At 58.2% G+C, this 23872-nt stretch carries 19 protein-coding genes; 5 read left to right on the top strand and 14 right to left on the bottom strand.

Annotation, left to right across the window (positions count from 1 at the left end; genetic code table 11):
* The 13 genes from PUT78_RS13640 to ubiA all read right to left on the bottom strand — a co-directional run.
* Positions 1–328 (bottom strand): GTP-binding protein (locus tag PUT78_RS13640; protein ID WP_274352819.1); only part of this gene is annotated, 328 nt, incomplete at its 3' end.
* Between the two features lie 88 nt (positions 329–416).
* Positions 417–2534 (bottom strand): elongation factor G, encoded by a 2118-nt coding sequence (gene fusA / locus PUT78_RS13635; protein WP_274352818.1) that lies wholly within the window; start codon positions 2532–2534, stop codon positions 417–419.
* 36 nt (positions 2535–2570) lie between these two features.
* On the bottom strand, positions 2571–3041 hold the full coding sequence (gene rpsG, locus PUT78_RS13630) for a 30S ribosomal protein S7 (RefSeq protein WP_274352817.1): 471 nt from the start codon (positions 3039–3041) through the stop codon (positions 2571–2573).
* A gap of 12 nt (positions 3042–3053) precedes the next feature.
* Entirely contained in the window at positions 3054–3425 is a 372-nt protein-coding gene (rpsL, locus tag PUT78_RS13625; RefSeq protein WP_142082707.1) for a 30S ribosomal protein S12, read from the bottom strand.
* Positions 3426–3675: 250 nt separating this feature from the next.
* Positions 3676–4575, bottom strand: coding sequence for a DMT family transporter (locus PUT78_RS13620; protein ID WP_274352816.1), 900 nt, complete (start codon positions 4573–4575; stop codon positions 3676–3678).
* 28 nt (positions 4576–4603) lie between these two features.
* Positions 4604–5422 carry a glycosyltransferase gene (locus PUT78_RS13615; RefSeq protein WP_274352815.1) on the bottom strand — a complete coding sequence of 273 codons (819 nt, stop codon included), beginning with the start codon at positions 5420–5422 and terminating at the stop codon, positions 4604–4606.
* A 104-nt stretch (positions 5423–5526) separates the two neighbouring features.
* Positions 5527–9756, bottom strand: a complete 4230-nt coding sequence (rpoC, locus tag PUT78_RS13610) for a DNA-directed RNA polymerase subunit beta' (protein WP_274352814.1) — start codon at positions 9754–9756, stop codon at positions 5527–5529.
* A 97-nt stretch (positions 9757–9853) separates the two neighbouring features.
* Complete coding sequence (gene rpoB / locus PUT78_RS13605; RefSeq protein ID WP_274352827.1) at positions 9854–13990, bottom strand: DNA-directed RNA polymerase subunit beta; 4137 nt, start codon at positions 13988–13990, stop codon at positions 9854–9856.
* Between the two features lie 259 nt (positions 13991–14249).
* The gene (gene rplL / locus PUT78_RS13600) at positions 14250–14627 is read right to left on the bottom strand and encodes a 50S ribosomal protein L7/L12 (protein WP_274352813.1); all 378 of its coding nucleotides are present in this window, start codon (positions 14625–14627) and stop codon (positions 14250–14252) included.
* Positions 14628–14699: 72 nt separating this feature from the next.
* Positions 14700–15215: a 50S ribosomal protein L10 gene (rplJ, locus tag PUT78_RS13595; RefSeq protein WP_274352812.1), complete on the bottom strand. Its 516-nt coding sequence runs from the start codon at positions 15213–15215 to the stop codon at positions 14700–14702.
* A gap of 300 nt (positions 15216–15515) precedes the next feature.
* Complete coding sequence (locus tag PUT78_RS13590) at positions 15516–15839, bottom strand: hypothetical protein (RefSeq protein ID WP_274352811.1); 324 nt, start codon at positions 15837–15839, stop codon at positions 15516–15518.
* Positions 15840–15891: 52 nt separating this feature from the next.
* Positions 15892–17901, bottom strand: coding sequence for an OmpA family protein (locus PUT78_RS13585; protein WP_274352810.1), 2010 nt, complete (start codon positions 17899–17901; stop codon positions 15892–15894).
* Positions 17902–17936: 35 nt separating this feature from the next.
* Positions 17937–18917, bottom strand: a complete 981-nt coding sequence (gene ubiA / locus PUT78_RS13580; protein WP_274352809.1) for a 4-hydroxybenzoate octaprenyltransferase — start codon at positions 18915–18917, stop codon at positions 17937–17939.
* Between the two features lie 12 nt (positions 18918–18929).
* Between ubiA and PUT78_RS13575 the strand changes: the two genes are divergently transcribed.
* The 5 genes from PUT78_RS13575 to PUT78_RS13555 all read left to right on the top strand — a co-directional run bounded on the left by PUT78_RS13575 (position 18930) and on the right by PUT78_RS13555 (position 23690).
* Complete coding sequence (locus PUT78_RS13575; RefSeq protein WP_274352808.1) at positions 18930–19664, top strand: 16S rRNA (uracil(1498)-N(3))-methyltransferase; 735 nt, start codon at positions 18930–18932, stop codon at positions 19662–19664.
* The gene (locus tag PUT78_RS13570) at positions 19661–20524 is read left to right on the top strand and encodes a GNAT family N-acetyltransferase (RefSeq protein ID WP_274352807.1); all 864 of its coding nucleotides are present in this window, start codon (positions 19661–19663) and stop codon (positions 20522–20524) included. Before PUT78_RS13575 ends, PUT78_RS13570 begins: the two co-directional genes overlap by 4 nt.
* Positions 20515–21039 (top strand): hypothetical protein, encoded by a 525-nt coding sequence (locus PUT78_RS13565; RefSeq protein ID WP_274352806.1) that lies wholly within the window; start codon positions 20515–20517, stop codon positions 21037–21039. The genes PUT78_RS13570 and PUT78_RS13565 overlap by 10 nt, the downstream gene beginning before the upstream one ends.
* A 295-nt stretch (positions 21040–21334) precedes the next feature.
* On the top strand, positions 21335–22705 hold the full coding sequence (locus PUT78_RS13560; RefSeq protein ID WP_274352805.1) for a glutamate--cysteine ligase: 1371 nt from the start codon (positions 21335–21337) through the stop codon (positions 22703–22705).
* Between the two features lie 94 nt (positions 22706–22799).
* On the top strand, positions 22800–23690 hold the full coding sequence (locus PUT78_RS13555; protein WP_274352804.1) for a lysophospholipid acyltransferase family protein: 891 nt from the start codon (positions 22800–22802) through the stop codon (positions 23688–23690).
* 6 nt (positions 23691–23696) lie between these two features.
* On the opposite strand, the gene ccoS is transcribed toward PUT78_RS13555, so the two are convergent.
* Positions 23697–23870: a cbb3-type cytochrome oxidase assembly protein CcoS gene (gene ccoS, locus PUT78_RS13550; RefSeq protein WP_274352803.1), complete on the bottom strand. Its 174-nt coding sequence runs from the start codon at positions 23868–23870 to the stop codon at positions 23697–23699.
* Positions 23871–23872: the final 2 nt, after the last annotated feature.

Below are 23872 nucleotides of genomic sequence, written 5' to 3'. Positions count from 1 at the left end.
GCGGCATGGGACCATCAGCCGCGTTCACCACCAGAATCGCACCATCCATCTGCGCCGCACCGGTGATCATGTTCTTCACATAGTCAGCGTGGCCAGGGCAGTCGACATGCGCATAGTGACGCGAGTCGGTTTCATATTCCACATGCGCGGTCGAAATCGTGATCCCGCGCGCTTTCTCTTCCGGCGCACCGTCAATCTGGTCATAGGCGCGGAAATCACCAAAATACTTGGTGATCGCGGCCGTCAGCGTCGTCTTGCCGTGGTCAACATGCCCGATCGTCCCGATATTCACATGCGGTTTATTGCGTTCAAACTTTTGCTTTGCCATCTTGGCTTCTCCTTAATCTTGTTGGGTGCGGTGGCGTGGGCCACCCTACTGCGTGGTGGTAGGGCGGGATCGCGTCCCGCCACACCGATCAGGCGTATTTCTTCTGAATCTCATCCGAGACGTTCTGCGGAACCGGTTCATAATGATCGAAGATCATCGTGAAGTTGGCACGGCCAGAGGACATGGAACGCAGGTTGTTGATATAGCCGAACATATTGGCCAGCGGCACAAACGCGTTGATCGCAATCGCATTGCCGCGCTGGTCCTGACCGGTGACCTGGCCGCGACGCGACGTCAGATCACCAATGATCGAACCGGTATATTCTTCCGGCGAGATCACTTCGACTTTCATCATCGGTTCCAGCAGTTTGGCACCTGCTTTGCGCAGACCTTCACGCATGCACATACGCGCAGCGATTTCGAACGCCATGACCGAGGAGTCAACATCGTGGTATTTACCGTCCAGCAGCGCGACCTTGAAATCGATCACAGGGAAACCGGCCAGCGGGCCAGAATCCATGACGCTTTCAACGCCTTTCTGCACGCCCGGAATGTATTCCTTGGGGACCGTACCGCCAACGATGCGCGATTCGAAGCTGTAGCCTTCGCCCGGCTCCGTCGGGATGATTTCCAGCTTCACTTCTGCGAACTGACCGGACCCACCCGATTGCTTCTTGTGGGTATAGGTATGTTCGATCTTGTGGCTGATCGTTTCGCGGTATGCCACTTGCGGCGCACCGATATTGGCCTCAACCTTGAATTCACGCTTCAGACGATCCACCAGAATGTCCAGGTGAAGTTCGCCCATGCCCTTCATGATGGTCTGACCGGATTCATGGTCGGTTTCCACCCGGAACGAGGGATCTTCGGCAGCCAGACGCGCCAGACCCTGGCTCATCTTTTCCTGGTCGTTCTTGGTTTTCGGCTCCACCGCGATCTCGATCACGGGATCAGGGAATGTCATGGTTTCCAGCACGACCGGCGATTGCTGACTGCACAGCGTGTCACCCGTGGTGGTTTCCTTCAGACCCGCCAGCGCGATGATGTCACCGGCCGCCGCCCAATCGATTTCCTCGCGAGCGTTGGAGTGCATCATCATCATACGACCGACGCGCTCTTTCTTGCCCTTGGTGGAGTTCAGGATCTGATCGCCCTTGGAAATCACACCGGAATAGACGCGGGTGAAGGTCAGCGAGCCGACAAACGGGTCGTTCATGATTTTGAACGCCAGCGCAGCAAAGGGATCATCATCCTTGGCCGACCGTGCAATGTTGCGCGTCTCGGTTTCGTCCTTGGGGTCAAAACCCATGTAGGCGGGCACGTCCAGCGGACCGGGCAGGTAATCGATCACCGCGTTCAGCAGCGGCTGAACACCCTTGTTCTTGAATGCCGAACCGGTGCAGACGGGTACGAAATCCAGTGCCAGCGTACCCTTGCGGATCAGGCGGCGCAGCGTTTCTTCGTCGGGTTCGTTGCCTTCGAGATAGGCTTCCATGACATCATCATCCTGATCGACAACAGTTTCGATCAGGTTTGCGCGCCATTCGTCGGCCATGTCTTTCAGGTCATCCCGGATGGCCTGACGTGTCCAGCTTGCGCCAAGATCCTCGCCTTTCCAGGTCCATTCTTCCATGGTGATCAGGTCGATGATACCTTCGAGCTGGTCTTCAGCACCGATCGGAAGCTGCACGGGCAGCGCGGTCGCGCCTGTGCGGTCCTTGATCATTTTCACGCAGTTGAAGAAGTCAGCGCCGATCTTGTCCATCTTGTTGACGAACACGATCCGCGGAACCTTGTAGCGGTCAGCCTGACGCCACACGGTTTCGGTCTGGGGTTCGACACCGGCGTTACCGTCCAGCAGACAGATTGCGCCATCCAGAACTGCCAGCGAACGTTCAACTTCGATGGTGAAGTCAACGTGGCCGGGGGTGTCGATGATGTTGAAACGGTGCTTCTCACTCAGCGGGGTGGAACCATCGATGGTTTTTTCCCAGAACGTGGTCGTCGCAGCCGAGGTGATGGTGATCCCACGCTCTTGCTCTTGCTCCATCCAGTCCATGGTGGCCGCGCCATCATGAACTTCACCGATCTTGTGCGACTTGCCGGTATAAAACAGAATCCGCTCGGTCGTCGTGGTCTTGCCAGCGTCGATATGCGCCATGATCCCGAAGTTGCGGTAGCGCTCAAGTGGGTATTCGCGTGCCATGGTATTAGGTCCTTAGGCTTGACGAGTGGTCGAAGTTTACCAACGATAGTGGCTGAATGCCTTGTTGGCATCGGCCATCTTGTGGGTGTCTTCCCGCTTCTTCACGGCAGAACCGCGCGAGTTGACTGCATCGACCAGTTCGCCGGCCAGACGCTCTTCCATCGTGTTTTCGTTGCGGGTGCGCGCGGCTTTTATCAGCCAGCGGATCGCCAATGCCTCGCGGCGTTCAGGGCGAACCTCGACGGGCACCTGATAGGTGGCACCACCGACGCGGCGCGAACGAACTTCGACCGACGGTTTGATATTTTCGAGTGCTTCATGAAACACTTCGATCGGTGCGCGCTTCAGCTTGCCTTCAACACGATCCATCGCATTGTAAACAATTGATTCAGCGACTGATTTCTTACCGTCGATCATCAGGTTATTCATGAACTTCGACAGCACCTTGTCGCCGAACTTGGCGTCAGGCAGGATTTCGCGCTTTTCAGCGGCGTGACGACGAGACATCTGGGACTCTCCTTACTTCGGACGCTTCGCGCCGTATTTCGAACGACGCTGCTTACGATCCTTGACGCCCTGAGTATCCAGAACACCGCGCAGGATGTGATAGCGTACACCGGGAAGGTCTTTTACGCGACCGCCGCGGATCAGCACGACCGAGTGTTCTTGCAAGTTGTGCTTTTCACCCGGAATATAGCTGATCACCTCATACCCATTGGTCAGACGCACTTTGGCGACCTTCCGCATGGCCGAGTTCGGCTTCTTCGGTGTGGTGGTATAGACGCGCGTGCAGACGCCGCGTTTCTGGGGGCATTGCTCCAGATGCTGCGACTTGGAGCGCTTGATTTTCGGCTGCCGCGGCTTGCGGATCAGCTGTTGGATCGTTGGCATTCCGGTTCTTCCCGTTTCAACCCGTGTTACATGGCGCTTGCGCGCCTCTCTCTTGCATGCACCCGCCGAATCGGCAGAACGCACAAAACCGCTTGCGTCCGTTTTGGGGACGCCGCGGTGGAATTCCAGAGGATCGGGGCGTTTGCCCGGATCTTGACCACTACAATTCGTATGCCTGACCACGCGCACCAGAACGGCCTGCGGGCAAGGTTATCGCGCGTATAGGCAGAGTCGCTGCCCTTGTCAACAGCTAGGCGTCGTTCGTTGACGTGGCCGCCGCCATTCGCAACTTATACCGCCGTTCGCGATATAATGTATAAACCCCGGTGACAACAATGATGGCGCCACCGACAAACGTAAGCGTATCCGGCCATTCACCCAGAACGAACCACCCCAGCACCAGCGCAGACAGCAACGCGCCATACCGGAACGGAGCCACAAATGTCAGTTCACCTGTGCGCATGGCCAATACGATCAGATAATACCCGATAAACGAGAAAATGACAGTTCCCGACAGCCAGACCCATGCCACAGGGGACGGAACCACCCAGGTTTCCGTGACTGCCCCTGCCAGACCGAACAATGTCACCCCCAATGCCGTTGTGAAGGCCACAAGCGATGAGGGAACATTTTTTGCCATCACCCGCGTTGACAGGTCGCGGAACGTGACCATAGCGACAGTCAGAAGCGCAAAAACTGACGGCGCGCCGAAATCCGCGCCGCCCGGCCGGACAATCAGCAACACCCCGCAAAAACCGACCAGAATCGCACTTAGCCTGCGCCAGCCCAGCGGTTCGCGCAAGAACAGCCATGCTGCCAGCGCAACTGCAAGTGGCACCACCTGAATGATTGCCGTGACGTTGGCCAGCGGCATGTTGAACAGCGCATTGAAGAAGAAATACGCCGCCAGCGCTTCCGATGCCGAACGGATCAGCAAAAGCCGCCGGTCGCGGCCATTCAACTGTGCAAATGTTATCCGACTGTGCCACACCAACAGCCCGAACAGGCATGTGACAATTGCCCCGCGCATGGCCAGAATCTGGAACGCTGACAAATCTGTGCCCAACAGCTTCAGGAATGTGTCATTCACCGCGAAGGCGCTTGACCCGACCAGCATGAACACGGCCGCGCGCGTATTGTCGTCTTTCATGAGCGCCCCTGAATGTTTCGGATTGATATCAACTGCCAAGCGTCATCAGCGCCTGACGCGAGAAGGGAAAACGCTGCGCAAGGATGGCGTCCAGTTCGTCATCCGAGTGCTCGACACGGGTGCCGGACATGAAGCCAGACGAATCATTGTCTGCATGCACCGTGCGGATGAAGCGCGGCGTCATCCCGTCGGTAAAACAGTTCCAGCGTGTATGGACCATACGATGATCTGTCGAAAAGATCGTCGGCCTTGCACCGCGGGGGGCAACCATGGACATGCCAATCCCAAGGGGTGTTTTTTCGTTCACGCCATAAAGGGTATTTCCCGCAGCCCTCTGTTCCAGAAACAGACCGCAGTTGAACGCAATAATCGCAGGGTTTTCTGCACCTGAGATCTGAAGCAACGGCGGAATGGTGCGCCTTGTTTCCGCGATGCAGTCATTGCTTATCGCGTCATCATCATCCAGCCGCATGGAAACAACATGGGACGCTTTGCTTGATGTGCACCGGTCCAGCGCTTTCTTGGTCGCCTTGAAATTGCTCAGCGGCGGCAGGGATATGATACGCGCGTCCGCAAGCGGTCGCAGCAAGGCTTCAAGGCGCTTTTTCCATGGGTGCGGGAAATCAGCGCCGACCAGAACCGCTGTCGTGAAGTCAGGATCGGTCTGTGCCAGAAGTGACGGAAGCGTCAGCGCTTCGAACATACGGAACCGGCGTTCCAGCCGGTCGGACGCATACAGCAATGCCCGAACATCCTGTTCCCCATTCCGGCTAAGGCGGAACCCCGACAGCGCGACATAGGAAAACCGGATCACAACGATAATCTGCGGCTTCACATCAGGGGGCATTCCATACTCCTTAACACATTCAAAATAAATGCCCGAGACGCCGCCAAAAGAAAAGCCCCCGCAACACGGGGTTGCGGGGGCTTTCATTGCATTTGGCAGGAATATCAGTCTTCGCGCTTGCCGAACACGATATCGGCTTCCGAACGCTCCACCGGTTCCGGCGCGGCAAGGGCGGCTGCGGCCTCTGCCTCGGCGCGGCGCGCTTCCAGAACTTTGCGGTCGCGTTCGCCGGCGATGCTGCGCACCTGTTTGACAACGCCACCGGTGCCCGCAGGAATCAGACGGCCGACAATCACGTTCTCCTTCAGGCCGACCAGATGGTCGCGCTTGCCCTGAACCGATGCTTCGGTCAGCACACGGGTCGTTTCCTGGAAACTCGCCGCCGAAATGAAGCTGCGTGTCTGCAAGCTGGCTTTGGTAATACCCAAAAGGATGGGTTCACCTCTGGCCGGTTCCATTCCGTGTGCCATGGCCTTGGCGTTGGCTTCATCAAACTCGATCTTGTCGACATGCTCACCTTTCAGCAGCGTGGTTTCGCCACTGTCGAGGATCTCCCATTTCTGCAGCATCTGCCGCACGATCACCTCGATATGCTTGTCGTTGATCTTCACGCCCTGCAGGCGATACACGTCCTGCACTTCGTCGATCAGGTAGTTTGCCAAAGCCTCGATGCCCAGAATGCGCAGGATGTCATGGGGGGCAGGGTTGCCATCCATGATGTAGTCGCCACGCTGCACGAAGTCGCCTTCCTGCACCGGAATGTGCTTGCCTTTGGGGACAAGGTATTCCGCTGCTTCCAGCGTGTCATCGGCAGGTTCAATCCGGATGCGGCGCTTGTTCTTGTAGTCCTTTGCAAAGCGCACATAGCCGTCAAGTTCACAGATGATGGCGTGGTCCTTGGGGCGACGCGCTTCAAACAGTTCGGCCACACGCGGCAGACCACCGGTAATGTCCTTTGTCTTTGCGCCTTCGCGCGGGATACGCGCAACCACGTCACCGATCAGGATGTCCTGCCCGTCTTCGATCGACAGAATGGCGTCAACCGACATCGGATAGGTCACCGGATTTCCCTGCTCATTACGCACAGGATCACCGGTTTCGGGGTCCATCAGAATGACTTCGGGCTTCAGATCGCCGCCTTTGGGCACCGACCGCCAGTCCGTGACAATCTTCTGGGTCATGCCGGTTGCATCATCGGTTTCATCACGCACCGACAAGCCTGCAATCAGGTCGACGAAACGCGCTTTACCATTGGTTTCCGCGATGATCGGCAGGGTGTAGGGGTCCCATTCGAACAGCTTGGAACCACGTTCCACCTGCTCACCATCCTTGACGAACAACTTGGAACCATAGCCCGGCTTGAATACCGCGCGTTCCACGTTGTTTTCGTCAATGATGGCAATCTGCATGGACCGCCCTGTGACAATCAGCTCGCCTGCGGCGTTTTCGATGGTCTGGATGTTGCGCAGCTCGATCCGGCCCGCCGCATTCGATTCCTGGAAGGACTGGCTGCCACCCTGCGCAATGCCCCCGATGTGGAAGGTCCGCATGGTCAGCTGCGTGCCAGGTTCACCAATGGATTGCGCCGCGATAATACCCACGGCCTCGCCTTTGTTGACCAATGTACCGCGGGCAAGATCGCGCCCGTAGCACTTGGCGCAAACGCCTTCCTCCGCTTCACATGTCAGCGGTGAACGGATTCTGACAGTGGCAATACCTGCCCCTTCGATAGTATCAGCGTCGCGTTCATCGATCAGGGTGTTTCTGGCAACCAGAACTTCACCCGATGCAGGATCAACAACATCTTCCGCAGCGACACGGCCCAGAATACGTTCGGACAGCGAAGAAACCACTTCGCCATCATTCACCGCAGCCTGTGCGGTGATGAAACGTTCAGTCCCGCAATCGTCACTGCGCACGATGCAATCCTGCGCCACATCCACCAGACGACGGGTCAGATAGCCCGAGTTGGCAGTTTTCAGCGCCGTATCGGCCAGACCCTTACGCGCACCATGCGTGGAGTTGAAATACTCCAGCACAGTCAGACCTTCCTTGAAGTTCGAGATGATCGGCGTTTCGATAATTTCTCCCGACGGTTTGGCCATAAGCCCGCGCATCCCGCCAAGCTGCTTCATCTGTGCGGGCGAACCACGCGCCCCGGAATGGGACATCATGTAAACCGAATTCGGTTCCAGTTCGCGCCCTTCCTCATCACGGCGAACGGCAGAAATTTCCGCCATCATTTCGTTCGCAACGGCGTCCGAACATTTTGACCAGGCGTCCACAACCTTGTTGTATTTTTCGCCTTGCGTGATCAGACCATCCAGATATTGCTGTTCGAAACTGCCAACCTGATCGCGGGTCTCATTGACCAGCGTCCATTTGGTTTCCGGGATCAGCATGTCATCCTTGCCAAAGGAAATCCCGGCGCGGAACGCTTCGCGGAAACCAAGCGACATGATCTGATCACAGAAAATGACCGACTCTTTCTGACCGCAATAGCGGTAGACGTTATCGATGACGTTCTGCACGTCCTTTTTCCGCAACAGACGGTTGACCAGTTCAAACGGCGCTTTCGCATTCAGCGGCAGCAACGCGCCCAGCCGCAACCGGCCCGGCGTTGTTTCATACCGGCGGGTCACTTCATTGCCGTCTTCGTCAATTTGGGTGACACGGCACTGGATCTTGGCATGAAGGTGAACTTCGCCTGCAGCAAGCGCGTGCTCCACTTCCTCGATCGACGAGAAGATCATCCCCTCGCCGGTCATGCCTTCACGCATCATCGAGACATAATACAGCCCCAGAACCATATCCTGTGACGGAACAATGATGGGCGAGCCGTTGGCGGGCGACAGAACGTTGTTCGTCGACATCATCAGCACGCGCGCTTCAAGCTGTGCTTCCAGCGACAGGGGCACATGCACGGCCATCTGGTCGCCGTCAAAGTCAGCGTTGAACGCCGAACAGACCAGCGGGTGAAGCTGGATCGCCTTGCCTTCGATCAGGATCGGCTCAAACGCCTGAATGCCCAGACGGTGCAATGTCGGCGCACGGTTCAACAGAACCGGATGTTCGCGGATCACTTCATCCAGAATGTCCCAGACTTCGGGGCGTTCCTTTTCGACCAGCTTCTTGGCCTGTTTCACCGTGCTCGACAGCCCTTTGGCTTCCAGCCGCGAATAGATGAAGGGCTTGAACAGTTCCAGCGCCATCTTCTTGGGCAAGCCGCATTGGTGCAGCTTCAGTTCCGGGCCGGTCACAATGACCGAACGGCCGGAAAAGTCGACGCGCTTACCCAGAAGGTTCTGACGGAAACGGCCCTGCTTGCCCTTCAGCATATCCGACAGCGATTTCAGCGGGCGCTTGTTATTGCCCGTGATCACGCGGCCACGACGGCCGTTGTCAAACAGCGCATCGACCGATTCCTGCAACATACGCTTTTCGTTGCGCACAATGATATCTGGCGCGCGCAATTCGATCAGGCGTTTCAGGCGGTTGTTGCGGTTGATGACCCGGCGATACAGGTCATTCAGGTCCGACGTCGCGAAGCGGCCACCATCCAGCGGCACCAATGGGCGCAATTCCGGGGGGATGACCGGCAGCACGGTCAGCACCATCCATTCCGGGCGGTTGCCGGATTCGATGAAATGCTCAACCACTTTCAAACGCTTGATGATCTTCTTCGGCTTCAGCTCGCCCTTGGCTTCTTTCAGCTCCTCGCGCAGGCGGGTCGCTTCATCTTCCAGGTCGATATTGGCCAGCATCTCGCGGATCGCTTCAGCACCGATATTGGCGGTGAAAGCGTCGGCGCCGTACTGGTCCTGTGCGTCGAGGAATTCTTCCTCTGTCATCAACTGACCATAGCTCAGGTCGGTCAGACCCGGTTCGATCACGACATAGTTTTCGAAATACAGAATGCGTTCCAGATCACGCAGCGTCATGTCCAGCATCAGACCGATGCGCGACGGCAGCGATTTCAGAAACCAGATATGCGCAACAGGTGCGGCCAGTTCGATATGGCCCATGCGTTCACGGCGCACTTTTTGCAGCGTGACTTCCACACCGCATTTTTCGCAGACAACGCCGCGGTATTTCATGCGTTTATATTTGCCGCACAGGCATTCGTAATCCTTGATCGGGCCAAAGATACGCGCACAGAACAGCCCGTCACGTTCGGGTTTGAACGTGCGGTAGTTAATGGTTTCGGGTTTCTTGATCTCGCCATAGGACCAGCTCAGGATACGCTCCGGCGAAGCCAGAGACACCTTGATCTGATCAAAGGTCTTTGGCTGGGACAGCGGATTGAACGGGTTTGTGGTCAGTTCCTGATTCATGATCTTTTCCTTGAAGGGGTCGCGGGGTGGGGGGGCGATGCGTGAAGATCACGCACCCTGCCAGCTATCGGCAGGGCGCGCGTTGCAGCACAGGCCGTTACCCCTCCTCCTCCGAATCCAGGAGTTCCATATTCAGACCAAGGCCACGGACTTCCTTCACCAGAACATTGAAGGATTCAGGCACACCGGCCTCGTAATTGTCCTCGCCCTTGACGATCGATTCATAGACCTTGGTCCGGCCCGCCACATCATCCGATTTCACGGTCAGCATTTCCTGAAGCGTATAGGCAGCGCCATAAGCTTCAAGTGCCCAGACCTCCATTTCACCCAGACGCTGGCCACCGAACTGTGCCTTACCGCCCAGCGGCTGCTGCGTAACAAGGCTGTAAGGCCCGGTCGAACGTGCGTGCAGCTTGTCGTCGACAAGGTGGTGCAGTTTCAGCATGTATTTCACACCTACTGTCACCGACCGGGCAAACTGGTCACCCGTGCGCCCGTCAAAGACAACCGACTGGCCCGACGTATCAAAACCCGCGCGGCGCAGCGCGTCATCAACATCAGGTTCCTTGGCACCATCGAACACCGGTGTCCCGATCGGCACACCCCGCGTTACAGTGGACGCGGATTCGACAAGGGCGTCTTCTTCCATGCCTTCGAACACTTCGGCATAGAAATCGTCGCCATAGCCAATGCGCATGGCATCGCGCACAGGGGTCATGTCGCCCGACCGGCGGTATTCCTGAAGGGCTTCGTCAATCTGCACACCCAGACCGCGCAATGCCCAGCCCATATGGGTTTCCAGAATCTGACCGACATTCATCCGCGACGGCACGCCCAGCGGGTTCAGCACCATGTCAACCGTAGTCCCGTCTGCCAGGAATGGCATGTCTTCAACCGGCACCACCTTGGAGATGACACCTTTGTTTCCGTGACGACCGGCCATTTTGTCCCCGGCCTGAAGCTTGCGCTTCACAGCAACGAACACCTTGACCATTTTCATCACGCCCGGCGGCAGGTCGTCGCCACGGCGGACTTTTTCAACCTTGTCGTCAAAACGGGCCTGCAACTGGCGTTTCTGCTGGTCGTAAAGGGCGTTCAGCGCCTCAACTTCCTGCGCCTCGGCCTCGTCGGCCAGGGCAAGCTGCCACCACTGCCCACGGCTGAGGCTTTCAAGCAATTCCTCGGTAATCTCGGAATTGGACCTGACGCCTTTGGGGCCTTTTACTGCCACCTTGCCGAAGATCAGCTGCTTCAGACGGCCATAGATGTTGCGCTCCAGAATCTCCAGCTCGTCATCGCGGTCGCGCGACAGGCGTTCGATTTCTTCACGTTCGATCTGCAGGGCGCGTTCGTCCTTTTCCACACCGTGGCGGTTGAACACACGCACTTCAACGATGGTGCCATATGCGCCGGGCGGCAGACGCAGCGACGTATCGCGCACATCCGATGCCTTTTCGCCAAAAATGGCGCGCAGCAGCTTTTCTTCCGGTGTCATCGGGCTTTCACCCTTCGGCGTGACCTTGCCCACCAGAATGTCGCCCGCCTGAACTTCGGCACCGACATAGACGATGCCTGCTTCATCCAGATTACGCAGCGCTTCTTCACCCACATTGGGAATGTCGCGGGTAATCTCTTCCGGGCCGAGTTTGGTGTCACGGGCCGCAACTTCGTATTCGTCGATATGAATAGAGGTGAACACGTCATCTTTCAGAATACGTTCCGAAATCAGGATCGAGTCCTCGAAGTTGTAGCCATTCCACGGCATGAACGCGACGACCACATTGCGGCCGACAGCAAGTTCACCCATGTCGGTGCAGGGACCATCGGCAATAACTTCGCCGCGTGTCACATGATCACCCACCTTCACCAGCGGGCGCTGGTTGATGCACGAAGATGCGTTGGAGCGTTTGAACTTGCGCAGACGATAGATGTCCACGCCCGGTTCACCCGGCTCCAGCATTTCTGTCGCGCGCACAACGATACGCTGCGCATCAACCTGGTCGATAACACCGGCGCGGCGCGTCAGGATGGCTGCGCCGGAATCGCGGGCAACGATACCTTCCATGCCGGTACCCACCAGCGGCGCGTCCGATTGCAGCAAGGGCACAGCCTGCCGCATCATGTTCGACCCCATCAGGGCGCGGTTGGCGTCGTCGTTTTCAAGGAATGGAATCAACGATGCCGCAACGGAAACCAGCTGTTTGGGCGACACGTCAATCAGGTCGACCGCTTCGCGCGGGTTCAGCATGAACTCGCCCGCTTTACGGGTGGACACCAGTTCATTGACGAAGCGTCCATCGTCATCAAGGATCGCATTGGCCTGAGCGACAGTGTGGCGCTGCTCTTCCGTGGCCGACAGATATACCACTTCATCAGTGACCTGCCCGTCCACAACCTTGCGGTAAGGGGTTTCAATGAACCCGTATTTGTTCACCCGTGCAAATGTTGCAAGGCTGTTGATCAGACCGATGTTCTGACCTTCGGGTGTTTCAATCGGGCACATGCGGCCATAATGGGTCGGGTGAACGTCGCGCACCTCAAAGCCCGCGCGTTCGCGCGTCAGACCGCCCGGCCCAAGCGCAGACAGGCGGCGCTTGTGCGTCACTTCCGACAGCGGGTTCGTCTGGTCCATGAACTGCGACAACTGGCTGGACCCGAAGAATTCGCGCACCGCAGCCGCAGCCGGTTTGGCGTTGATCAGATCCTGCGGCATGACAGTGTCAATCTCGACCGAGGACATACGCTCACGGATCGCACGTTCCATGCGCAGCAGACCGACGCGGTACTGGTTCTCCATCAACTCACCCACGGACCGCACGCGGCGGTTGCCAAGGTGGTCAATGTCGTCAATCTCGCCCTTGCCGTCACGCAATTCGACCAAACCGCCGATACAGGCGACCACATCTTCAGGGCGCAGGGTGCGCAGCGTGTCGGGCGCATCAAGCTGAAGGCGCATGTTCATCTTCACGCGGCCCACAGCCGACAGGTCGTAGCGTTCGGAATCAAAGAACAGCTGGTCAAACAGCGCCGAGGCCGTGTCAACGGTCGGCGGTTCACCCGGGCGCATGACACGGTAAATGTCCATCAGCGCGCCTTCGCGGTTCCAGTTTTTGTCTGCCGCCATGGTGTTGCGGATATACGGGCCAACATTGACACCATCAATGTCCAGAACCTCGATATCAGAGATGTCGTTGTCCAGCAGCACTTTCAGAGTGCCGCCCTTGACTTCACCATCCTTGTCCAGATCCCAGGTCAGTTCATCGCCTGCCTCGACATAGATTTCGCCAGTCTCGGGGTTGATGATGTCATGCGCGACATAGCGGCCCACGATATAATCAAACGGAACCAGCAGATCGGTGACATTGCCATCATCGATCAGTTGTTTGACCATGCGCGGGGTCATCTTGTCGCCCGCCTTGCAGATCACCTCGCCGGTTGCTGCGTCCACCAGATCGATTGTCGGGCGGGTGCCGCGCACACGCTCGGGGAAGAATTTGGTGACCCAGCCCTTGTTCTTTTGCAGGCTGAAGCTGACGCGGTCATAATAAGCGTCCATGATCTGGTTCTGGTCCATGCCCAAGGCATAAAGCAGCGTTGTCACAGGCAGCTTGCGGCGGCGGTCGATCCGCGCAAAAACCATATCCTTGGCGTCGAATTCAAAATCCAGCCATGACCCGCGATAGGGAATGATCCGGCAGGTGAACAGCAGCTTGCCCGAGCTGTGCGTCTTGCCCTGATCATGGTCGAAGAACACACCCGGGCTACGGTGCATCTGGCTGACCACCACCCGTTCGGTGCCGTTGACAATGAACGTCCCGTTCCCGGTCATAAGCGGCATATCGCCCATGAACACGTCTTGTTCCTTGATATCCTTCACGGATTTCGCACCGGTATCTTCGTCGATATCGAATACGATCAGGCGCAGCGTAACCTTCAGCGGGGCCGCATAGGTCATGTCACGCTGAATGCACTCATCGGTGTCGTATTTCGGCTTTTCCAGCTCGTATTTCACGAATTCCAGCGTTGCGGTTTCGTTGAAATCCTTGATCGGGAACACCGACTGGAACACACCCATGATGCCTTCGCCGTCAAGCGGGCGGGCCGCATCACCAGAGCGGAGGAACAGGTCATAGGAATTCTTCTGAATCTCGATCAGATTCGGCATTTCCAGAACTTCATGGATCTTGCCGAACATCCTGCGGATACGTTTCTGGCCAACATAGGACTGAGCCATGCGCGTCATCACCTTTCATGGTCTTCGCTGGCGGGCGCGCTGTCGGGCATCAGGCGCCGCGCCGCTTGCGAAACAGGGGGGTGTGGCTCCATTCATGCGAACCCTCCCACAGGTTCACTCCCGAGCCGGCACTATCCCTGGACAGGGCTTTCAGATTCCAGGCGTAAAGCCCTGTCCGGAAACAGTGATAAACTGGGACCGGATGTGCCCGGTCCCAGTTTGTTTTTCAGCGTATCAAGATGCCGGGCATCCCGTCGAATTACTTCAGTTCGACTTTTGCGCCAGCTTCTTCGAGCTTTTTCTTGATCTCTTCGGCTTCCTCTTTCGGAGCGCCTTCTTTCACGGCCTTGCCGCCAGCTTCGACCAGGTCCTTGGCTTCTTTCAGGCCCAGACCGGTGATGCCGCGAACTTCTTTGATGACTGCAATTTTGTTGCCGCCAGCTTCAACCAGAATCACGTCGAATTCGGTTTTTTCTTCGGCAGCGGGGCCTGCATCAGCAGCAGGGCCAGCCATCATGACAGCGCCGCCAGCAGCGGGTTCAATGCCGTATTCGTCTTTCAGGATCGTTTTCAGTTCCTGAGCTTCGAGCAGCGTGAGGTTCACGATTTGCTCTGCAAGTGCTTTAAGATCAGCCATTGTTCAGTTCCATTCTGTTCAGGTTCAGGGTCCAACATGGGTGTATGTCACGCCACGCCGGCCAAAGGTTGCTTATGCCGCTTCGCGCTCTTCGAGCGTTGAAAGGATACCGGCAATATTCGAAGCAGGAGCGCCAATCGCACCCGCGATGCTGGAAGCAGGAGCACCGATGCACGACACGACCTGAGCAATAAGCTCTTCGCGCGACGGCATTGCAGCCACTGCCTTGACACCGGCGGGGTCAAGGGCCGATTCACCCATAGCACCACCAAGAACCACCAGTTTCTGGTTTTCCTTGGTGAAGTCCTGGACCACTTTTGCAGCTGCAACAGGGTCTTCGGAATAGGCAAGAACGGTCATGCCTGTCAGAAGGTCAGAAATGCTTGCGCAGGGCTTTCCTTCCAGGGCGATCTTGGCGAGCTTGTTCTTGGCGACGCGTACAGCCCCACCCGCATCACGCATGCGTGCGCGCAGGACCTGCATCTCAGCAACCGTGAGGCCAGTGTATTGTGCTACCACAACCACGCCAGAGCTTTCGAAGATCTGGCCGAGTTCCTCGACCACTTTCTCTTTTTGGGCTCTATCCACAGGGTCTCTCCAATTTTCAGGGGTTTCCCCCCGGCTCGTTTCGCCAGACCGGGGTCTGGCATAAGGTCCGAACGGGCCTTTCCCAATTCCGCCCGAGGAAATACCCCGGAAACCGAAATGTTCCTGTCCCGCCTCAGGCAGGAATTACGATGTTGCCATCACCCACCGTCTCGGACGAATCACCAGGGCATACAAGCGACTGCCTGACACCCTAGCGGAGGGTTCCATAGACGGTACGCCCGAGAATGCCAAGCGAAAAAGTCGGCATGTACCCGTGACCCGCCGTCAACCGGAAGGCGATCAACCCTGCGACTTCTCCATCTGCGCGCGATAATACTCTGCCTCGGCGCGTGCTTCACGCAATCCGTCCATTGCGGCCCGCAATTCTGCCTCTGCCTGGCTGAGGCGGGCCGTCAGATCACGTTCGCGTGTCTGCACATATTCGATCGCCTGATCGCGAATTTCTTCTGCTTCGTGCAGGGCCTGTGCCATGCGGTCCAACTCGCCCAGATCCTGCTGACGGACGCGCGTGAACCGGTGCACCAGCCAGTTTGTGAACCATCCCAGCGAAAAAGCCACAAAAAGAATCAATGCCGTAATGACGATGAATTCAAACCGGTTCATTTCTACCTCTGATCAGACAGGCTGCAATAACAACAATAACAGACGCCTGCAATCAAGGTCGCTCAGGACGGGGCGGCGGGCGGGGTGCGTCTCCGGCACCAGTCGTGACTTCAATTTCCAGCTCAGATTCGTCGCGCGGTTCTTCCGGCACGTCCTCGCCGGTTTCTTCGCGGGCTGCAGCGGCAGAGTCGCCGATCAGCCGGAATTCGATCCGCCGGTTGGCTTCACGGCCCGATGCCGTGCTGTTGTCGGCAATGGGGAATTCAGGCCCATAGCCGCGGGCCTCGAACCCGGAAATCGGTATGCCGCGTGCCAGCAATGCTGCCATGACCGCCTCCGCACGCTGCTGACTCAGGCGCATATTGGTTTCCAACCGGCCCTGGCTGTCGGTATGGCCGGCAATTTCCATTTCCAGTCGGCCACAATCGCGCAGAATCTCGGCAATCTGGTCGAGGACACGCGCGGCATCCGCAACCAGCGACGCTGACCCGGGATCAAATGTAATCTGCTCTTCGGCCAGAATATCCTTGATCCAGGCTTCGCAGCGCGCGGGCGTCGGCTGCATCGCCACGGGGTCAAACCGTTCATCATAGCTGATATTCAGGTTGAAGCGCGCGCCCGGTCCCAGCCTGTCGGCCAGAAGTTGCGAAATGCGATCAGATGACGCCGTGTCACCGGTCACGCCGCGAACATCTATCTGCGTTGGGCGCACACGCACGCTGCCATGCTCCAGATAGCTGAGCACATCAACCGCCAGCATGGTGCGCACAGGCCAGCCTTCGGGGGTGTCGGGGGTGATATTGGCCTGTATTTCAACGGCCGACATGCCGAATTCTGACCGCGCCATGGACAACAGGGCACTGCGCAACCGCTCATCTGTCAGCCGCCCCTGCAATGTCACACTGCCTTCCGGTGACAGGCTGGCGGAAAATTCAACAGCGTCACCCTGTGCTTCAAGTTCACCTTCTTCGGGCGGCAGCCGGTCTGCCTGCAGCGAAAAAATGTCAGGAAGCGCGTTTTCCAGCCTGCCGACGATACGGTCAAACTCTGCGATCTCCACGGCGTTCGGAACAACAAAGGAAATATCGGTATCCGAGAAGGTCACGGTTCCGGCACCCGCATCGGCCACCGCGCGCAGTGCCGCCACGGCAGCGGCCTGCCAGCGCGGCGAGGGGCTGCCAAGCCCGATTGTACATTCCAGCACCCCGCTTGCACCGGCCTGACGCGCAGCCTGCAGAATTGCAGCGCGCGCTTCCTGCGAATCGGCGGAACAGGCGTCAAAGCGTGCGCCCTCTCCGTCGATAACAAAACGCAGGGTGAAGGGCGTGATCGCCGGGCGCGGCGCCGAAATCTCGATACTGGCAATAACCCCGCGCGGGCGTTCACGTTGCAGCCGCTGGCGGAAATCATCCCTCTGGCGTTCAGATTCCGCAAGGCCGTATATCTCGACCTGATCAGCCGATACCGAAATCTTGCTGACAGGCACCAGGGCCATGGCTTTCAGCGCGTATTCCACGGACCGCTCCCATCCGAACGGGATCGCGTGGGACGCTGTTTCGACCATGTTCACAACAGACACTTCAGGCCCAATTCCTTCGATCTGGCGCACGATGCCTGACACATCATAGCTTTCAGGCACCAGTCCGATCAGCGACACATCCAGCCCGTTGCGCATCATTTCAACCGAAAAGCGCGGCGCGGAAATTGCAATGGATGGTGCGACAGTCAGCCCGTCGATAACGCGCTCCGCACCGACAACCGCACTGACAATGCCCAGCGCGCGAAAGCGCTCTGCTTCGGATGCGGCCTGCCCGTTCATGGTCACAAGCAAGCCGTCCGCCTGAATTTCAGGCCAGTCGATTTCAGCCTCATGCAAAGCTGCGCGCGCCTCTCTGACAAGAAGCAACTCAATCGCACGCACGCTAAGGGACGCCCCCGCGACCGCCAGAAATGCTGCCAGAAGAAAGGCGGCAATGGCCAAGGCATACCCCTTGTAGCGCTGTAGCACAGTGATGGGGTCGTTCTGCAACACGGCCATGATATGGGATATTCGATTTCGCATATCTGTCACCTAGCCAGTTGCGCTGGCAGGCGCAATCAGGCGAACATCGCTATGGCGAAAAACAGCGCAACAAGTAGCCCTGCATCGCGATTGGATCTGAACAGCTTCAGGCAGGTATCGCCATCGTCAATATCCAGCTTGCTGAGTTGCCAGTTCATGTGCCACCCCATCGCCCATGCACCGGCCAGACCAAGGGACATTTTCAAGGGATTTGCCAATGGTGCCAAGGCGTAAATCACCGCAAGCGACATCAGCACAACCGTAGCCACCAGAAACCCGCGCAACCATTGATCGGTGGTGTTTCCAAACAAACGCGCAGTCGATTTCACACCGATAAGTTCGTCATCTTCGCGGTCCTGATGCGCATAAATCGTATCATAAAAAAGTGTCCAGCAAATGCCGGCAAGATACAGAAATATAGCAGGCAGCCCCAGTGAACCGGTCTGTGCGGTCCATGCCAGAAGCGCGCCCCAATTGAATGCCAGCCCCAGGAATACCTGTGGCCACCATGTGAATCGCTTCGCAAACGGGTAAATCGCAACCAGTCCCAGCGACAGGACACCCAGCCCGATCGCCGCCCAGTTGAAAGTCAGCAGGATCAGCGCCGCAATACCTGCCTGAATACCCATCCAGATACCCGCCTGTTGCAAGGTGACCTGCCCCGACGGAATCGGGCGCGACCGGGTACGCGCCACCTTGTCGTCGATGTCACGGTCGGTGATGTCATTCCAAGTGCATCCCGCCCCCCGCATCAGCAACGCGCCCAGCCCACAGGCCAGAAGCAGCCACGCCGTCAGCCAGCCCGCCGCATCCGGATAGGCCGCAGCCCCCAGAAACACCCCCCACCAGCAGGGCAACAGCAACAGCCATGTTCCTATGGGACGATCCGCGCGCGACAGGCGCAGATAGGGCCGCAAATGTTCCGGGGCCAGCGTGTCCACCCAGTTATCCGCAGGCGCATCCGCCACCGTGCCATTCCTGCCCGGCCCCTCTGGTCTTTGATCGTCGTCGGTCATACTATCGGTCCCATGACAGCGCATAGTGAACAGGCAAAACACAGGCTCTTTCTAGAGCATGCATTGGGTCAGGGGCAAGTGATTGACCTGTCACGTGATCATGCGCACTATCTTTTCAATGTCCTGCGCATGACTGCCGGGCAGCGGGTCGCCGTTTTCAATGGACAACACGGTGAATGGCAGGCCGAAATTGTGGCAACCGGCAAGCGCGGCGGCACACTGCGGTGCCTAATGCAATCCGCACCGCAACGCATGCCGCCGGACCTGTGGCTTCTGTTTGCCCCAATCAAGAAAGCGCGTACCGATTTCATTGTTGAAAAAGCCGCAGAGCTTGGCGCCGCGCGCATCCTGCCAGTGCAGACCGATTTCACCAATTCCGAACGAATCCGACAAGACAGGCTGCAAGCCCATTCGGTCGAGGCGGCGGAGCAATGCGGCGGCACCTATGTCCCGGAAGTCGCGGCATTGCAGCCCTTGTCGCGGCTTCTCGACAGTTGGGACATGTCCCGCGCGCTGATTTTCGCGGATGAAGCATTAAATGATCCATCCACGCGCCCCATGCTGCCCCCTGCCCCGGCGGCTATCCTGATCGGCCCCGAAGGGGGGTTTTCACCCGCTGAACGCGCGCGCCTGCATAAAATGGGCAGTGTCACGCCCATATCCCTTGGCCCACGCATACTGCGCGCCGACACGGCCGCCGTCGCGGCATTGACGCTTTGGCAAAACGTGCAGGGCGACTGGACATGATCCGTGAAGCAGCGGCAGATAATGCCGGGATAATCACAACGTTTCTGCAACAGCATATCGAAACCTCGATGTTCCTGCTGTCCAATCTCGAACAGCATGGGATTGGCACGTCCCAGCATCCGCACGCCACGCGGTTCTTTCTGTCGCAAGAAGGCCCGTCCTTGCAGGGCGTTTTTGGATGCACCAATGATGGCTATCTGATGTGCCAGCATCCCGGTTTAACGCCGCACATGGCGCAGGCATATCTCAGTGGTATCAGGGGCACCAGAATCCGTGGGATGACAGGCGCGGCAGATCAGGTTGCGCAGTTCATCACGGCGCTTCCTGACCTGAACGGGGCCTGGCTGACAAACAGGGTCGAGCCGCTGTTTGCGCTTGATCTTGCGGCGATCAAAGCCCCCGGCCAGCGCCTGTCTTCGCCCGTGTCCGGCGATTTGTCCATGTTAAAAGACTGGTTTCAAAGCTACCTGATAGAAACAGGCATTGCAGATGCGGACAACGCCCCCGCCGCTGCCACCACGCGCGCAGCAGCAGCGATCCCCGAGCAGAACATTCGCCTGTATAAAGGCGCGGATGGCACGCCCATAGGCATGACCGCGGTCAATGCCCGTGCCGGGACAGCGGTGCAGATTGGGGGCGTCTTTATCGCGCCTGCCCATCGGGGAAAGGGTCATGCCAGCCGCATGCTTGCAGCCCAGCTTTGTGAACTGCGCGCAGATGGCGCACAGACGGGCCTGCTGTTTGCAGCTTCGGATGCGGCGGCAAAAGCCTACACCCGCATCGGCTTTCAACCGTCGGGCAGCTACCGTGTGGCCATCTTGCGCCAACCATTTATCCTGGACGCCGCCTCATGCCCCTGATCCGCCCCGAACTTGCCATCCTGATAAAGCGCTGGTCAGAAGTGATCAGCGGTGTGTTGATTGCGCTTTTCGGCCTCTGGGCCTTGCGGGTGAATGACTTTTTCTTTCAGGTGCTGGCGGGTCTGGTCATTATCGCAGGTCTTGGCATCGCCTTCATCGGCTGGCGGCGCATACGCTTTCACCGCGCCAATGGCGGTCCCGGCATCGTGCAGGTGGTAGAAGCGCAGATATCCTATTTCGGCCCCGAAACCGGCGGGTTCATCAGCGCGCGCGATCTGGTTGAACTGCATCTGACCGGGAACGGCACCTGCTGGAACCTGATCGGGCAGGACGGAACCCGCCTGGACATTCCTGTCGGGGCCGAAGGGGCGGATGCGCTGTTTGACATCTTTGCCAACCTTCCGGATGTGCATATGCAATCCATTCTGGGTGCGCTGGACGCCGCAGAACCCGTGGCAGCACGTCCCCTGTGGCTGCACCCGTCGCGCCGGTCCGCTGTCCGGCGCCTGCACTAACGACGGGCGCATGGCGAAAACCCCGTATTTGCGTCTGCGCGCCATTGCACGTGTGGGGTGACCCATAGTTCCACCCTTGTATCGAAGGCGTTTCTGGCCAGAATGCGCGCAATTCTTTTTGTCCAATCGGATTTTCATCATATTGCGCATTCCGCCCCGGAAATTGCGGTGACAGCTTCTGGCTGTCGGTCATGTGCATTTTTGCAGGGCCGATCCGCTTGACTTGGACAGGCACAAGCGCCAAGTCCAAGACACCAACATATAACGACACGGCACAGACAGGATCGGAGCGCAGATGTCCATTCCCCAAACCGGCGGCGGGCCGATCGAAAGCAAGGCGCAACTGGCCGAATATCTTGCGTCCGGCTGCAAGCCAAAGCAGGATTGGCGCATTGGCACCGAGCATGAAAAATTCGGCTATTGCCGCGATACGCTGAACCCGCTGCCCTATGACGGGCCACGCTCGATCAAGGCGATGCTGGAAGGGCTGCGCGACCGTTTCGGCTGGTCGCCTGTGCTGGAAGGCGACAAGATCATCGGACTGGAAAAGGACGGTGCGAATGTCAGTCTGGAACCGGGCGGACAACTGGAACTCTCTGGCGCGCCGCTGGAAACCATTCACCAGACCTGTGATGAAGTGAACCAGCACCTGCGCGAAGTGCGCAGCGTGGCGGATGAGATTGGCGTGGGTTTCATCGGGCTTGGTGCAGCGCCGATCTGGAGCCATGACCAGATGCCGGTCATGCCCAAGGGCCGCTATGCGCTGATGACCGATTACATGGACCGTGTCGGCACCATGGGCAAATCGATGATGTATCGCACCTGCACCGTGCAGGTGAATCTTGATTTTGGGTCTGAACCGGACATGGTGCAGAAACTGCGCGTGGCGCTGGCCCTGCAACCGGTGGCAACCGCGCTGTTTGCCAATTCCCCGTTCTTTGACGGCAAACCCAACGGGCATAAAAGCTGGCGCGCACGGGTCTGGCGCGATCTGGACCCAGCACGCACCGGAATGTTGCCTTTTGTGTTTGAGGACGGTTTCGGGTTCGAGGCCTGGGTGGATTACGCCCTGGATGTGCCAATGTACTTCGTCTATCGGGACGGAAAATACATCAATGCACTGGGTCAGTCGTTCCGGGACTTCATGAAAGGGCAATTGCCCGCCCTGCCCGGCGAAATACCTACCCTGTCGGATTGGGCCGACCACCTGACAACCATTTTCCCCGAAGCGCGGATCAAGAAGTTCATCGAAATGCGTGGCGCCGATGGCGGTCCCTGGCGCAGGCTGTGTGCGCTGCCCGCATTGTGGGTCGGTCTGACCTATGACCAGAGCGCGCTGGACGCTGCATGGGACATCGCCAAGGGCTGGACTGCCGCCCAGCGCGAGGAATTGCGCGTGGCCGCATCTGTTAACGGGCTGGCCGGACAGGCGCAGGGCCTGAAACTGCATGATCTGGCCCGCGAGGTGGTGAACATCGCTGAAGCCGGGCTGAAGGCGCGCGCGCAGCCCGGTGCGGGTGGCATGCTGCCTGATGAAACCCATTTCCTGAACGCGCTGAAAGAAAGCATTGAGACCGGCCAGACCCCTGCGGATGAATTGCTGCAACGCTATCACGGCGACTGGCAGGGCGATCTGTCGCAGATATACGGGTCGTATAGTTACTGACATCTGTCGCGTTGCAGGCTTGAATTGCCGTCAGGAATTCTTGACTTTGGCAGTCTGTCGGGTGCAATCAGCGCGTATGGTGGAACAGTCGGATATGCCAACCGTTGACAAGCTCAGCGCAACCCGCCCCAGTTGGCGACACTGGGTACAGGACAGGTTTGCCGCCGCCCTGCTGACCATGCTGCGACCCCTGCCCTATGACCGCCGCATCAGAACTATCGGCTGGCTAGGCGCAAATCTGATTGGTCCCATCGCGGGCATGCGTGCGCGCATTCGTACCAATCTGGAATATGTCATGCCCGGCCTGCCGGAATCAGAGGTCGCGCACCTGTGCCGACAGGTGCCCGGCAACATGGCCCGCACCATGGCAGAGATTTTTACAGGCGCGGAATTCCTTGAACGCGCCCGCGCCAGCACCATCGAGGGCACTGGCATGCCGATACTGCAAGCCGCCCATCGCGACGGGCGGCCGGTGCTGCTGGTCACGGCACATCTGGGAAATTACGACGCGGCGCGCGGCTATCTTCTGGCGCAGGGGTTCAATGTCGCGGGGTTCTACATGCCGATGACAAACCCCGCTTTCAACACCCGCTATGTGGCCGCAATTTCGCGTATCGGCACACCGGTCTTTGCCCGCGGGCGCGAAGGGCTGACTCATATGCTGCGGTTCCTGCGCCGGGGCGGCATGGTGGGCATGGTCGTCGACCATTACATGGAGCATGGCGAACTCGTCGATTTCATGGGGAAACCTGCGCGCACCGCGCTTTCAGCAGCGGAACTTGCGCTGAAATACAACGCGCTTCTGGTGCCGGTATACGGCATCCGCAACCCTGATGGTGTCAGCTTCCGGGTGCGGATCGAAGACCCTGTGCCACATTCCGACCCGCAAACCATGACCGCAGCCCTGAACCAGTCACTTGAAGCGCTGGTCAGAACCCACATGGATCAATGGATGTGGTCGCACAGGCGCTGGAAAAACACCTGAGCGCTGTCACTCCTTTGGCTTCACAGGTTTGGGGGCATCGTCATATTGCGGGTTTAGAATGCGCTGGCTATCGCCGTCCGGGTCATCATACATACCCTTGCGCAACGTCCACAGAAACGCCGCCAGCCCCACAAACCCCAGAAACAGGGAAACGGGTATCAGGATTGTCAGCACTTCCATCG

This window comes from Roseinatronobacter alkalisoli (assembly GCF_028745735.1).
GTDB lineage: Bacteria > Pseudomonadota > Alphaproteobacteria > Rhodobacterales > Rhodobacteraceae > Roseinatronobacter > Roseinatronobacter alkalisoli.
The sequence above is the reverse complement of the archived record's forward strand: the minus strand, read 5'-3'. Positions and strand labels throughout refer to the sequence as shown.